The organism is Methylobacterium sp. ME121 (assembly GCF_000974725.1).
Taxonomy (GTDB): Bacteria; Pseudomonadota; Alphaproteobacteria; order Rhizobiales; family Beijerinckiaceae; genus Methylobacterium; species Methylobacterium radiotolerans.
In genome coordinates this window covers 429,302-443,064 of sequence record NZ_BBUX01000001.1, presented here as the reverse complement: position 1 = coordinate 443,064, position 13,763 = coordinate 429,302, and the positions used below count along the sequence as shown (strand labels likewise).

11 protein-coding genes are annotated in these 13,763 nt (G+C 72.1%); 3 read left to right on the top strand and 8 right to left on the bottom strand.

Annotation, left to right across the window (positions count from 1 at the left end; all coding sequences use genetic code 11):
• Positions 1-29: 29 nt before the first annotated feature.
• From ME121_RS01930 to ME121_RS01920, 3 genes are read left to right on the top strand one after another with little or no spacing between them, the layout of a single operon-like run.
• Positions 30-869: an FAD binding domain-containing protein gene (locus tag ME121_RS01930; RefSeq protein WP_053620682.1), complete on the top strand. Its 840-nt coding sequence runs from the start codon at positions 30-32 to the stop codon at positions 867-869.
• Complete coding sequence (locus ME121_RS01925) at positions 866-3,601, top strand: molybdopterin-dependent oxidoreductase (protein WP_059408241.1); 2,736 nt, start codon at positions 866-868, stop codon at positions 3,599-3,601. Before ME121_RS01930 ends, ME121_RS01925 begins: the two co-directional genes overlap by 4 nt.
• The gene (locus tag ME121_RS01920) at positions 3,601-4,941 is read left to right on the top strand and encodes an NCS2 family permease (protein WP_024827812.1); all 1,341 of its coding nucleotides are present in this window, start codon (positions 3,601-3,603) and stop codon (positions 4,939-4,941) included. Before ME121_RS01925 ends, ME121_RS01920 begins: the two co-directional genes overlap by 1 nt.
• A gap of 16 nt (positions 4,942-4,957) precedes the next feature.
• Here ME121_RS01920 and ME121_RS01915 read toward each other — a convergent pair whose 3' ends face one another.
• The 8 genes from ME121_RS01915 to ME121_RS01880 form a co-directional block, all read right to left on the bottom strand.
• Positions 4,958-5,404 carry a PTS sugar transporter subunit IIA gene (locus ME121_RS01915; protein ID WP_024827811.1) on the bottom strand — a complete coding sequence of 149 codons (447 nt, stop codon included), beginning with the start codon at positions 5,402-5,404 and terminating at the stop codon, positions 4,958-4,960.
• Positions 5,405-5,449: 45 nt separating this feature from the next.
• Positions 5,450-6,178, bottom strand: a complete 729-nt coding sequence (locus tag ME121_RS01910; RefSeq protein WP_059408240.1) for a response regulator — start codon at positions 6,176-6,178, stop codon at positions 5,450-5,452.
• The gene (locus ME121_RS01905) at positions 6,175-8,892 is read right to left on the bottom strand and encodes an ATP-binding protein (protein ID WP_059408239.1); all 2,718 of its coding nucleotides are present in this window, start codon (positions 8,890-8,892) and stop codon (positions 6,175-6,177) included. The genes ME121_RS01910 and ME121_RS01905 overlap by 4 nt, the downstream gene beginning before the upstream one ends.
• Positions 8,893-8,913: 21 nt before the next feature.
• On the bottom strand, positions 8,914-9,519 hold the full coding sequence (locus ME121_RS01900) for a K(+)-transporting ATPase subunit C (protein WP_059408238.1): 606 nt from the start codon (positions 9,517-9,519) through the stop codon (positions 8,914-8,916).
• Between the two features lie 22 nt (positions 9,520-9,541).
• Positions 9,542-11,632 (bottom strand): potassium-transporting ATPase subunit KdpB, encoded by a 2,091-nt coding sequence (kdpB, locus tag ME121_RS01895; protein ID WP_059408237.1) that lies wholly within the window; start codon positions 11,630-11,632, stop codon positions 9,542-9,544.
• A gap of 103 nt (positions 11,633-11,735) precedes the next feature.
• A complete protein-coding gene (locus ME121_RS01890) occupies positions 11,736-11,930 on the bottom strand; it encodes a hypothetical protein (RefSeq protein ID WP_059408236.1) in 195 nt (64 codons plus the stop codon).
• A 1-nt stretch (position 11,931) separates the two neighbouring features.
• Positions 11,932-13,647 (bottom strand): potassium-transporting ATPase subunit KdpA, encoded by a 1,716-nt coding sequence (gene kdpA / locus ME121_RS01885; RefSeq protein WP_059408235.1) that lies wholly within the window; start codon positions 13,645-13,647, stop codon positions 11,932-11,934.
• Between the two features lie 21 nt (positions 13,648-13,668).
• Positions 13,669-13,758 (bottom strand): K(+)-transporting ATPase subunit F, encoded by a 90-nt coding sequence (locus tag ME121_RS01880; protein WP_059408234.1) that lies wholly within the window; start codon positions 13,756-13,758, stop codon positions 13,669-13,671.
• Between the last annotated feature and the right edge of the window lie 5 nt (positions 13,759-13,763).

The window sequence follows — 13,763 nt, the reverse complement described above, 5'->3', positions numbered from 1 at the left end:
CCGAACCGGCCTCGGACCGGCGAGCGGGCATGGACCTCCACACGATCGAGACTGTCGTCCGGCCGAAGAATCGTTCCGAGCTCCCCGCCTGGGCGGACGGCGATGCCTGCTTGGGGGGCGGGACGTGGCTGTTCTCCGAGCCGCAGGTCGGGACGCGGCGCCTCGTCGACCTCGCGGCCCTGGAATGGACTCCGCACGCGATCGACGCGCACGGCCTCACCCTCGCGGCGACCTGCACCATCGCGCAACTCGACCGGCTCGAGCTGCCGTCGGGATGGAACGCGGCGCCGCTTGTCGGCCAGTGCTGCCGCGCCCTGCTCGGCTCCTTCAAAATCTGGAACGTGGCCACGGTTGGCGGGAATATCTGCCTCGCCCTCCCGGCCGGCCCGATGATCGCCCTCGCGACGGCCCTGGACGCCACCTGCACGATCTGGTCCCGGGACGGAGCTGAGCGCACCGTCTCCATCCTCGACTTCGTCCTCGCGCCGCAGCGGAACGCGCTCGCGCCGGGGGAGATCCTGCGGAGCCTGTCGATGCCGGCCGCCGCGCTCGCGCGGCGCACGGCTTTCCGCCGCGTCAGCCTCAGCCCGAACGGCCGCTCCGGCGCGCTGCTGATCGGGACGCGCGGCGCGGACGGCGCGTTCGCGCTCACGGTCACGGCCTCGGTCAAGCGGCCGCTCCGCCTCGCCTTCGAGGGGCTTCCGGGTCGGGCCGAGCTGGTGCGGGCGCTCGACGACGCGGTCCCGGAGGCCCTCTACCATGACGATGTTCACGGGCGGCCCGACTGGCGCCGCCACATGACCCGTCACTTCGCCGAGGAGATCCGCGGGTCGCTCGACGCGGCGCCGTCGCCGGGAGCCGCGTCATGAAGCTCACGATCAACGGTGCCGCGCACGAGGGTGCGCCGCGGGCGGGGCAATGCCTCAGGACCTACCTGCGCGAGGCCGGATGGTTCGGCGTGAAGAAAGGCTGCGACGCCGGCGATTGCGGCGCCTGCACGATCCATCTGGACGGCGAGCCCGTGCACAGCTGCCTGATGCCGGCCTTCCGCGCCGAGGGGCGGAGCGTGACCACCATCGAGGGGTTGGCCGGTCCCTGCCGTGCCGACGCGGCCGAGCCGACGGCGCTCCACCCGATGCAGGAGGCGTTCCTGGCGGCCCAGGGCTTCCAGTGCGGCTTCTGCACGCCCGGCATGATCATGACGGCCGCGAGCCTCAACCAGGGCCAGAAGCAGGATCTCGGCACCGCCCTGAAGGGCAATCTCTGCCGCTGCACCGGCTACCGGGCCGTGCGCGAGGCCATCGTGGGCGGCACGCATCCGGTCGAGAGCGGGGCGTGCGGCGATCCCGTGGGCCGCAACCTCGCGGCGCCGGCCGCGCCGCTGGTGGTGTCCGGGCGCGCCCGATTCACGATGGACCTGCCGCTCGGCGACACGCTCCATCTCAAGGTGCTGCGCTCGCCGCACGCCCATGCCCGGATCGTCGCGGTCGACGCGTCGGCGGCCCGCGCCGTGCCGGGCGTGGTCGCCGTGCTGACACACGCCGACGCACCGCCGCGCCGGTTCTCGACCGCCCGCCACGAGGATCCGCGGGACGACGCCTCCGACACGCGGGTGCTCGACCCGATCCTGCGGTTCGTCGGCCAGCGCGTCGCCGCCGTTGTGGCGGAGACGGAGGCGGCCGCGGAGGCCGGATGTCGCGCCCTGCGAGTGACCTACGAGGTCCGACCGGCGCTCCTCGATCCGGAGCGCGCCCTCGAGGCCGACGCGCCCCGGATTCACGACCCCCGCGACTGCCCGGGCGAGGACGCACCGCCCCTCGGGCGCCATCCCAACCTCGCCGGAGAGGTGCACGGCGCCGTCGGCGACGTGGACGGGGGCTTCGCCGAGGCGGACTTCGTCTACGCGGGGACGTTCCGGTCGCAGCGCGTCCAGCACGCTGCCATGGAGACCCACGGCTGCATCGGCTGGCGCGCCGAGGACGGGCGCCTGACGCTGCGCACCAGCACCCAGGTGCCGTTCCTGACCCGGGACGCGCTGGCGGACCTGTTCGGCTTGGAGAAGGACGCGGTGCGCGTCGTCTGCGCCCGGGTCGGCGGCGGCTTCGGCGGCAAGCAGGAGATGCTGACCGAGGACCTCGTCGCCCTGGCGGTCCTGCACACCGGGCGGCCCGTGCGCTGGGAGCTGACCCGCGAGGAGCAGTTCGTCGGGACGACGACGCGCCACCCGATGCGGGTGGACGTGAAAGTCGGCGCCCGCCGGGACGGCACCCTCACGGCGCTCAGCCTCGATGTCCTGTCCGAGACCGGCGCCTACGGGAATCACGCGGGCGGCGTGATCCACCACGCCTGCCACGAGGTGCTGGCCGCCTATGTCTGCCCGAACAAGCAGGTGAGCGGCCGCGCCGTCTACACCCACACGGTGCCGGCGGGGGCCTTCCGGGGCTACGGGCTGAGCCAGACGATCTTCGCGCTCGAATCCGCCCTGGATGAGGTCGCCCGCGGAGTCGGCCTCGACCCCTTCGCCCTGCGACGGCGCAACGCCGTCAAGCCGGGCGACGCCATGGTGTCTAACAGCCTGGAACCGCACGACGTGATCTTCGGCAGTTACGGGCTCGACCAGTGCCTGACCCTGGTCGAGGAGGCGCTGCGGGCCGATCCGGGCCCCGATCCGGAGGCCGGCTGGCGCGCCGGGACCGGCATGGCCATGGCGATGATCGACACGATCCCGCCGCGCGGCCACCACGCCGACGCGCGGGTCAGCCTGGACGCCGACGGGCACTTCACGGTGCGCGTGGGGACGGCGGAGTTCGGCAACGGCACCAGCACGGTGCATCGGCAGATCGCCGCATCGGCGCTCGGTGCCGCGCCGGAGCGTGTCCGCATCGCGGGCGCGGATACGGATATCGTCGGACACGACACGGGCGCCTACGGGAGCACCGGCACCGTGGTGGCGGGTCTGGCGACCCTGCGCGCGGCCGAGGCGCTCGCGGTGCGAATTTGCGCGCGGGCGGCGGAGATCGCGGGCGCGCCCCCGGCTTCGTGCCGCCTGAACGGGGAGCAGGTCGAGACGCCGGCGGGGCCGGTGACGCTGGCGGCGGTCGGTCCCCTCGACGCGACCGGCCGGGCCGACGGCAGCCCGCGCTCGGTGGCGTTCAACGTCCACGCCTTCCGTGTGGCGGTCGACCCGGTGAGCGGCGCGGTGCGGATTCTCAGGAGCGTCCACGCCGCCGATGCCGGGCGGGTGATCAACCCGATGCAGTGCCGCGGTCAGGTCGAGGGCGGCATCGCGCAGGCGCTCGGCGCAGCGCTCTACGAGGACGTCCGCATCGCCGCGGACGGGAGCCTCGTCACGCAGACGTTCCGCGACTATCACATCCCCGCCTGCGCCGACGTGCCCGACACCGAGGTCCTGTTCGCCGACACCCACGACAGCGTCGGCCCCCTCGGGGCCAAGTCCATGAGCGAGTCGCCGTTCAACCCGGTGGCGGCGGCGCTCGGCAACGCCATCCGGGACGCGACCGGGGCTCGCCTGACCGCGACTCCCTTCACGCCCGACAGGATCTACCGGGCCGTGGCGGCCGGCCGGGCCGGGCTCCCGTGATGGATCGCGCGCGGGACACGATGCCGACGGCGAAGCCGGGTTTCCTGGAGCGGACCTTCCGCCTCGCCGAGCACGGCACCAGCGTGCGCACGGAGCTGCTGGCGGGGCTGACCACCTTCCTGACGATGGCCTACATCGTCTTCATCAATCCGAGCATCCTGGGGGATGCCGGCATGCCGCGCGGCGCGGTGTTCGTGGCGACCTGCCTCGTCGCGGCGCTCGGCTCGCTGATCATGGCGCTCTACGCCAATTACCCGATCGCCCTAGCGCCCGGGATGGGGCTCAACGCGTACTTCACCTACGTGGTGGTCCAGCAGCTCGGCTACAGCTGGCAGGCGGCCCTCGGCGCTGTGTTCATCTCGGGCGTGTGCTTCCTGATCGTGACGCTGACGGGCCTGCGCGCGCTCATCGTCGACGGGATCCCGCGATCCATGCGCATCGCCATCACGGTGGGGATCGGCTTGTTCCTGGCGATCATCGCGCTCAAGAACGCCGGCCTCGTCGCGGCGAGCCCGGCGACCTTCGTCACGCTCGGCGACCTGCACAAGCCCGAGGCGATCCTGGCGGTGATCGGCTTCCTGATCGTGGCGGTCCTCTCCGCCCGGAAGGTCCGGGCGGCGCTGCTCTCCAGCATCCTCACCGTCACGGCATTGAGCTTCATCTTCGCCGGCAACACCTTTCAGGGCATCGTCTCCCTTCCGCCCTCGATCGCCCCGACGCTGTTCGCCCTCGACATTCCGGGCGCCCTCTCCGCGGGCCTGCTCAACGTGATCCTGGTCCTGTTCCTGGTGGAGCTGTTCGACGCCACCGGCACGCTGATGGGCGTGGCGAACCGGGCCGGGCTCCTGACCGACGGGCGGATGCGCCGCCTCGACCGGGCCCTGATGGCCGATTCCGTCTCGGTCTTCGCGGGCTCGCTCCTCGGCACGTCGAGCACCACGGCGTATCTGGAGAGCGCCTCCGGCGTCGAGGAGGGCGGCCGCACCGGGCTCACGGCCGCCACCGTGGCGGTACTGTTCCTCGCCTGTCTGTTCTTCGCGCCCCTGGCGGGCGCGGTGCCTGCCTACGCCACGGCGCCGGCCTTGTTCTACGTCGCCTGCCTGATGCTGCGCGAGCTGACGGAACTCGACTGGGACGACCTCACCGAAGTCGTGCCGGCCTGCGTCACAGCCCTGCTGATGCCCTTCACCTACTCGATCGCCACCGGCGTCTCGTGCGGCTTCATCACCTACGCCGCGCTCAAGCTGTTCGCGGGCCGCGCCCGGGAGGTGAAGCCGATCGTCTGGGTGATCGCCGCGGTCTTCCTGTTCAAGTTCGTGGAGACCGGCGGCGCGCATTGACGCCCGCGCGGCGCCCCTAACGGCCCGTCGCGGCCGCGTGGAGCGCCGCCGCGTCCCGCGCGCCGCGCATCGCCGCGGCGGCCCCCGGGTCGCGCAGGCGCCGCGCCACGCAGGCCAGCGCGTTCAGCGTCTCGCCCTCGGCGGCGGTCGGGAGCAGGAGCAGAGCGACGAGGTCCACCGGCCGGTCGTCGACCGCATCGAACTCGATCGGGTCGCGGAGCCGGGCCAGGATCCCGTACGGGCGCGCGACAGCCTCGAGCCGCGCATGCGGCAGGGCGATGCCGTCGCCGATCCCGGTCGAGCCCAGGGTCTCGCGCCGGATCAGCGCCGAGAGGACCGTCTCCACGGCGAGGCCGAGGGCGCTGGCCGCGCGGCACGCCATCTCCTCGAGCAGCGCCTTCTTGCTGGCGGCGCGCAGGCCGACGAGTACGTCGGCGGGCGCGAGGATCCGATCCATCGTCATCGCGCGGGATCGCGGGCGCTGCGAAGCATCAACTCGTCCTCGGAATCAGTGGGCGGTCGCGCCGTCGGCGCCGCGGGAATGCGGGGCCGGCTCGTCGTCCGGCGCGCGCAGGCGGTAGCCGACGCCGGTCTCGGTCAGCAAGATCCGCGGCCGCTCGGGATCCGCCTCCAGCTTCTGGCGGAGCTGGCGCACGTAGACGCGCAGGTATTGCGGGTCGGACGAGGACGGCACGGAGCGCATCAGCTGCGCGTGGGTCAGCACCTTGCCGGCGTGCAGGACCAGGACGCGCAGGAAGTCGTACTCGCGCGGCGTGAGCTTCACCTCGGCCTCGTCGACCTTCACGATCCGGCGGACCAGATCGACCGACAGGTTGTCGACGCGGAAGATCGGCCGCTCGCCCCGCGCGGCGAGCTGGTGTCGCATGGCGGCCCGCAGGCGCGCCAGCAGCTCCGCCATGCCGAACGGCTTGGTCACGTAGTCGTTGGCGCCGAGATCGAGCGCCTCGACCTTGCCGCCCTCGTCGTCGCGGCTCGACAGGACGACCACGGGGAGGTCCGGATGGCTCGTCCGCACCGACCGCAGCAGGTCGTGGCCGCGCATGTCGGGCAGTCCGAGGTCGAGGATGACGAGATCCACCCCCTCGCGGCCGAGCAGCGCCAGGGCGGTTCGCGCATCGGGCGCCTCCAGGACGGCGTAGCCCTGGGTGGCCAGGCCCATGCGCAGGAGCTTGCGGATCGGCGGCTCGTCGTCGACGACCAGGACGGCGGGGCTCATGCGGCGATGTCCCTGGGCGCATTCCGGGCCGGAACCGGCAGGCTCACGGTGAAGCAGGCCCCGCCGCGGTCGCGGCGATTCTCGGCCGTGACGGTGCCGCCCATCGCCTCGACGAAGCCCCGGGAGATCGCGAGGCCCAGGCCGGTGCCGGCCCGGACCCGGTCGCCCTTCCGGACGCGGTAGAACTTGTCGAAGACCCGCTCGACATCGGCCTCGGGCAGGCCGTCGCCCTCGTCCAGCACGGCGATCCGGACCCGGTCGCCCGCGCGGCGCGCTCGGACCGTCACGGTCGAACCCTCGGGCGCGTACTTGGCGGCGTTGTCGAGGAGGTTGACCAGGACCTGCTCGAACAGGACCGGGTCGAGCGCCAGGGCCGGCAGGTCGGCCTCGACCTCCACGGCCACGCGGTGGTCGGCCAGGATCTTCTGGGTGCGGCGCAGAGCGGTGTCGACCGTCTCGGCCACGTCCTGGGCGGAGAGGTTCGGCGCCACCGCGCCGGCCTCCAGCCGGGTCATGTCGAGGAGGTTGGCGATGAAGCGGTTGAGCCGCTCCGACTCCTCGATGATCGTCGCCAGCAGCTCCGCCTTGGCTTCGGCGGGAAGCGCCGCGTCGAGGTCGCGCAGCGTGCTGGCCGCGCCCAGCACCGAGGCGAGCGGCGTGCGCAGGTCGTGGCTGATCGAGGTGAGCAGCGCCTGCCGCAGGCGGTCGGTCTCGGCGGCGCGCTCGGCCCGGTCGAGATCCTCCACGAGCCGGACCCGCTCGATGGCGAGGGCGCCCATGTCGGCCAGGGCGTCGAGGAGGCGGCGGCCTTCCGGCGACAGGATCGGCCCGGAGCCGTCGGAATCGAGGCCGATCACCCCGATCGTGCCGCGCCCGGTCCGCATCGGCAGGAACAGGCGCTTGGCACCGGGCAGCGTGTCGGCGCCCCGGCCCGCGGGCCGGTCGTTGTCGAAGGCCCACTGCGCGGCCGCGAGGTCGGCCTCGTCGAGCATGTCCTCGGGCGGGTAGCCGGCCCGGACCGTCACGGCCTGGCCGTCGGGCAGCAGCAGGACGACGCGCACCTTCAGCATCGCGGCGACCTGGGCGCAGGTGGCCCAGAGCACGTCGTCGAGGGTGCCGCAGGCGGCGAGCTTCCGCGAGAAGCCGAACAGCCGCTCGGTCGCCCGCGCGCGGCCCTGGCTGACCACCGCCACGCGGCGCGCGCGCGAGGCGAGGTTCGAGACCAGGACGGCCACCAGGGTGAAGAGCAGGAAGGCCGCGACGTTGGTCGGGTCTGCGATGGTGAGCGTGTAGACCGGCGGCAGGAAGAAGAAGTTGTAGGCGAGCGAGGCCGCCACGACCGCGGCGAGCGCCGGCCCGAGACCCCAGCGCACCGCCACCGCCACGACGGCGGTCAGCAGGAACAGGTCGGCGTTCTCGACGCCCGCGTAGGGCTCCGCGACGATGGCCGCGCCGAGCCCCGCGGCGATCGCCGCCAGGGCGATCGCGTAGGGCCGCGCGTCGAATCCCGGCCGCGGCGCGGTCACCGCCACGGCGCGGCGCGGCGGCGTCTCGTCGGGGACGGCCTCGCCGGGGACGACGTGCACGCTGATGGCGCCGCTGCGCCGCACGAGGTCGTGCACCACCGAGCCGTTGAGCAGCTCGAACAGCCAGGACCGGTGCGCCTTGCCCACGACGATGTGGTTGACGTTGGCCGAGCGCGCGTAGTCGAGCACGTCGTCGGCGATCCGGCGCCCGCCGGGCAGGGTGACGGCGTCGCCGCCGAGCCGGTCGGCGAGCCGAAGGGCCTCGGCGATCCGGTCGCGCTCCGCCTCGCTCAGGGCCGCCGCCCGCGCGCCCTCGATGGAGAGCGCCGTCCAGGGGGCGTGCAGGCGATCGGCCAGCCGCTTGGCGTAGCGCACCAGGCCGGAGGAGCGGGGATCCTCGTTCACGCAGACCAGCACGCGCTCGCCCGCCGCCCAGGGACCGGCGATGGCGTTGGCCCGCATGTGGCCGAGCAACTCGTCGTCGACCCGGTCGGCGGTGCGCCGGAGCGCCAGCTCGCGGAGCGCCGTCAGGTTACCGCGGGAGAAGTAGTGCTTGAGCGCGCGCTCGGCGTGGGTCGGGACGTAGACCTTACCGTCCTTCAGGCGCTGGATCAGGTCGTCGGGATTGAGGTCCACCACCTCGATGTCATCGGCGCGGTCGAGGACGCCGTCCGGGACCGTCTCGCGCACCCGGATGCGGGTGATCGACGCGACCACGTCGTTGAGGCTCTCGACGTGCTGGATGTTGAGCGTCGTGAGCACGTCGATGCCGGCGTCGAGCAACTCCTCGACGTCCTGGTAGCGCTTCGGGTGGCGCGAGCCCGGGGCGTTGGTGTGCGCGAGCTCGTCGACCAGCGCGAGGGCCGGCCGGCGGGCCAGCAGGGCGTCGAGGTCCATCTCCTGGAGGACGGTGCCGTGATACGGCACCGACCGCCGGGGAATCGTTTCGAACCCGTCGAGGAGGGCCTCCGTCTCGGCCCGGCCGTGCGTCTCGACGACGCCGACCACGACGTCGATCCCCGCCTTGAGGCGCGCCCGGCCGATGGTCAGCATCTCGTAGGTCTTGCCGACGCCGGGGGCGGCCCCGAGGAACACCTTGAGCCGGCCGCGCGTCCGCTCCTCCCGGCGCGCCGCTTCGAGCAGGGCGTCGGGCGAGGGGCGGGTCGGGTCGCGGCCGGTCTCGGGCATGATCCCTCTACTTAGCGCCGTTCAGCGACGGGCGAGATCGTCGACGGCGAGGTTCAGCGCCAGCACGTTGACGCGCGGCTCCCCCAGGATGCCCAGGGTGCGGCCCACGATGCGGGCGGTCACGAGGTCGCGCAGCTTGTCCTGCGGGATGTTGCGGGCCTTGGCGACGCGGCGAACCTGGAAGTAGGCGGCCTCGGGCGAGATGTCCGGGTCGAGGCCGGACCCGCTGGTCGTCACGAGATCGACGGGCACCGGGGCGCCCGGATTCTCGGCCTTCAAGGCCTCGACATCGGCCTTCACCCGCTCGGCCAACGCCGCGCTGGTCGGCCCGAGATTGGAGCCCGAGGAATTGGCCGCGTTGTAGGGCGCCGGCACCGTCTTCGAGGCGTCGGCGGGGTCCGGCGCCGTGGTCGCCGAAGGCCGGCCGTGGAAGTAGCCGGCACCGGTGAAGTTCTGGCCGATCAGGCTGGAGCCGATGACCGTGCCGTCGCGCTCGATCAGGCTGCCGGCGGCCTTGGCGGGGAAGATGGCGCCGGCGAGGCCGGTCATCGCGAGGGGATAGGCGAGGCCGGTGATCGCCGTCAGGGCGGTGAGCAGGACAAGGGCAGGGCGAAGCTGTTTCAGCATGGCGGGTCTCCGAGGGACCGGTTCAGACGAGGTGGAGGGCGCTGACGGCGAGGTCGATGGCCTTGATGCCCACGAAGGGCACGAGGACGCCCCCGAGGCCGTAGATCAGGAGGTTCCGGCGCAGCAGCGCGGCCGCGCCGACGGCCCGGTAGGTGACACCGCGCAGGGCCAGCGGGATCAGCGCCACGATGATCAGCGCGTTGAAGATGATCGCCGACAGGATCGCGCTCTGCGGCGAGGCGAGGCCCATGATGTTGAGCGCCTGGAGCTGCGGGTAGAGCCCGAGGAACATCGCCGGGATGATGGCGAAGTACTTGGCCACGTCGTTGGCGATCGAGAAGGTCGTCAGCGCGCCTCGGGTCATCAGCAGCTGCTTGCCGATGCCGACGATCTCGATGAGCTTCGTCGGGTCGCTGTCGAGATCGACCATGTTGCCAGCCTCGCGGGCCGCCACCGTGCCGGTGTTCATGGCGACACCGACATCGGCCTGGGCCAGCGCCGGAGCGTCGTTGGTGCCGTCGCCGCACATGGCGACGAGCTTGCCGTCCGCCTGCTCCTTGCGGATCAGCGCGAGCTTGTCCTCGGGCGTGGCCTGGGCGAGGAAGTCGTCGACGCCGGCCTCGGCCGCGATCGCCGCCGCGGTCATCGGGTTGTCGCCGGTGATCATCACCGTGCGGATGCCCATCTGGCGCAGCTCGGCGAAGCGCTCGCGGATGCCGCCTTTCACGATGTCCTTCAGGTAGACGACGCCGAGCAGGCGGCCGTCTTTGGCGACGGCCAGCGGCGTGCCGCCGGCCTTGGCGATCTCCTCGGCGATGGCGCGGGTCTCCTTGACGGCGCCCGTCTCCGGAGCCGGCTGAGAGGCCAGGGCGGCGCTCGAGCCCCGGCTCGCCACCGGTTGACCGGACAGCGACGCGATCACGGCGTCGACGGCGCCCTTGCGGATCGAGGCGCTCTCCAAGTCGACGCCCGACATCCGCGACTGTGCGGTGAACGGCACGAAGGTGGCGTTGAGCGCGGCCATGTCGCGGGCGCGGATGCCGTACTTCTCCTTGGCCAGCACCACGATCGAGCGGCCCTCCGGCGTCTCGTCGGCGAGCGAGGCGAGTTGCGCCGCGTCGGCGAGTTCCTGCGCGCTCACGCCGGAGACCGGGCGGAACTCGGTGGCCTGCCGGTTGCCGAGCGTGATCGTGCCGGTCTTATCGAGGAGCAGGGTGTCGACGTCGCCCGCCGCCTCGACGGCGCGGCCCGACATGGCGAGCACGTTGAAGCGGACCAGCCGGTCCATGCCGGCGATGCCGATCGCCGAGAGCAGCGCGCCGATCGTCGTCGGGATCAGGGTCACGAACAGGGCGACGAGGACGATCACCGGGATCGAGCCGCCCGCGTAGCTCGCGAAGCTCGGGATCGAGGCCACCGCGAAGACGAACACGATGGTGAGCCCGGCGAGCAGGATGTTCAGGGCGATCTCGTTCGGCGTCTTCTGTCGCGAGGCGCCCTCGACCAGCGCGATCATCCGGTCCACGAAGGTCGAGCCGGCCGCGGCGGTGATCCGGACCTTGATCTCGTCCGAGAGCACCTGCGTGCCGCCGGTCACCGCCGAGCGGTCGCCGCCGGATTCGCGGATCACCGGCGCGGATTCACCCGTGATGGCGGCCTCGTTCACGGAGGCCACGCCCTCGATCACTTCGCCGTCGGAGGGGATCAGGTCGCCGGCCTCGACCAGCACGACGTCGCCGACCTTGAGGGCGGTGCCCGGCACCGTCTCGTAGGCGCGGCCCGGTCCCTTGAGGCGCTTCGCCGTCATCTCGGTGCGGGTGCGCCGCAGGCTGTCGGCCTGGGCCTTGCCGCGCCCCTCCGCGAGGGCCTCGGCGAAGTTGGCGAAGATCAGGGTGAACCACAACCAGAGGATGATCTGGCCGGAGAAGGCGAGATCGCTGCCGCCGGTGATGAGGTCGCGGGCGAACAGGATCGTGGTGAGCACCGCCACGACCTCGACCACGAACATGACCGGGTTGCGGATCATGGCGCGGGGATCGAGCTTCCTGACGGAGCCGATGAGGGCCGGCCCGATCAGGGCGGCACTGAACAGGGATGACGTCTGGCGAGACATGGAAAATGTCCGGAGGAGAGACGGAAGTGGGGCTGCCGTCCTCGCGGGCGGAGCGATGCGATCCAGGGCCGCGCTGCGCTCGCGAGGACGATTGCTGAGGGGCTCAGCCCGCGACGCCGAGGGTCAGCGCGTAGGCCGCCAGCAGGGCGAAGCCGCCGAGGAGGAGGACGCCGAGAAGCGCCAGCACGAGGTCCGACGTCCGCGGGGGCGGGGCTCCGGCACGGCCGGCGCGATGCGGCTGCCGGTGCAGCACGAGGTGGTGGCGCGCGACGCGCCGGGCGGGGAGGGCGCGCGGCATCTCAGCCCCCCGTCGCGAAGGTCTGGCCGGCGGCGCCCGCGAGGTGCTCGACCACGGGGCCCAGCGCCAGCGAGGGGAAGAAGGTCAGGCCGCCGATGATCAGGATCACCCCGACGAGCAGCCCGACGAACAGGCCGCCGTGGGTTGGGAACGTGCCTGCCGAGGCCGGGACCGTCTTCTTGGCGGCGAGCGAGCCCGCGATGGCGAGCACGGGGATCTTCACGAAGAACCGGCCGACCAGCATGCCGATGCCGAGCGTGCTGTTGTAGAACACCGTGTTGGCCGTCAGCCCGCCGAAGGCCGAGCCGTTGTTGGCCGCCGCCGACGTGTAGGCGTAGAGGATCTCGGTGAAGCCGTGCGGGCCGGCATTGGCCGGGCCGGCGAGGCCCGCCGGCACCACCGTCGCCAGCGCCGTGAAGCCCAGCATCATCAGCGGCAGGCAGAGGATGCCGAGCATGGCCATCTTCACCTCCTTCGCCTCGATCTTCTTGCCGAGGTACTCGGGGGTGCGGCCGACCATCAGGCCCGCCACGAAGATCGCCACGATCACGAAGATCAGCATGCCGTAGAGGCCGGCGCCGACGCCGCCGATGATGATCTCGCCGAGTTGCATGTTGAGCAGCGGGATCAGGCCGCCGAGCGCCGTGAACGAGTCGTGCATGGCGTTGACGGCACCGCAGGAGGCCGCCGTGGTGATCACCGCGAACAGCGCCGAGGCGGCGATGCCGAAGCGGGTCTCCTTGCCCTCCATGTTGCCGCCGGTCAGCCCGAAGCTGTTCAGGACGGAGCTGCCGTGGGCCTCGGCCCAGTAGGTGACGAGGACGCCCGCGAGGAACAGGATCCCCATGGCGCCGAGGATGGCCCAGCCCTGCCGCTCGTCGCCGACCATGCGGCCGAAGACGTTGGTGAGGGCGGCGCCGATCGCGAAGATCGAAACCATCTGGACGAGGTTCGACAGCGCGGTCGGATTCTCGAACGGGTGCGCGGCGTTGGCGTTGAAGAAGCCGCCACCGTTGGTGCCGAGCATCTTGATCGCCACCTGGCTCGCGACCGGGCCTAGCGCGATGGTCTGCTTGGCGCCTTCCAGCGTCGTGGCGTCCGCGTAGGCGCCGAGCGTCTGCGGCATGCCCTGCCAGACCAGGAACAGCGTGTAGGGCACGCAGATCGGCAGCAGCACGTAGAGAGTCGCGCGGGTCACATCGACCCAGAACGAGCCGATCGTGCCGCTGGAGGCGCGGGCGAACCCGCGGATCAGCGCCACCGCCACCGCGATGCCGGTCGCCGCCGACAGGAAGTTCTGGTGCGTCAGACCCAGCATCTGGGACAGGTACGAGAGCGTGGTCTCGCCGCCGTAGGACTGCCAGTTCGTGTTGGTGATGAAGCTGGTCGACGTGTTGAAGGCGAGGTCCGGCGCCACCGCGGTCTGGTCGGCCGGGTTCAGCGGCAGCACCGCCTGCAGCCGCAGGATCGCGTAGAGGACCGCGAATCCCAGCACGTGGAACAGGATGACCGCACCCGTGTAGGCCAGCCAGTGCTGCTCCTGGCGGTCATCGATGCCGGACACACGGTAGAGACCGCGCTCGATCGGTCCGAGCACGGGCGAGAGGAAGGTGCGCTCTCCGGTGAAGACGCGGGTCATGTACGACCCGAGGGGCTTCACGAGCGCCAGAACGATCGCGCCGTAGAGCGCGATCTGGATCCAGCCGTTGAGGGTCATGGGGGAGATCCTGCGGGCCGCTCAGAACCGCTCGGGGCGGACGAGGGCGTAGGTGAGGTAGACGAGGAGGCCGGCGGTCACGCAGGCGCCGAGGACGAGGTCGAGGGTCATGGCGG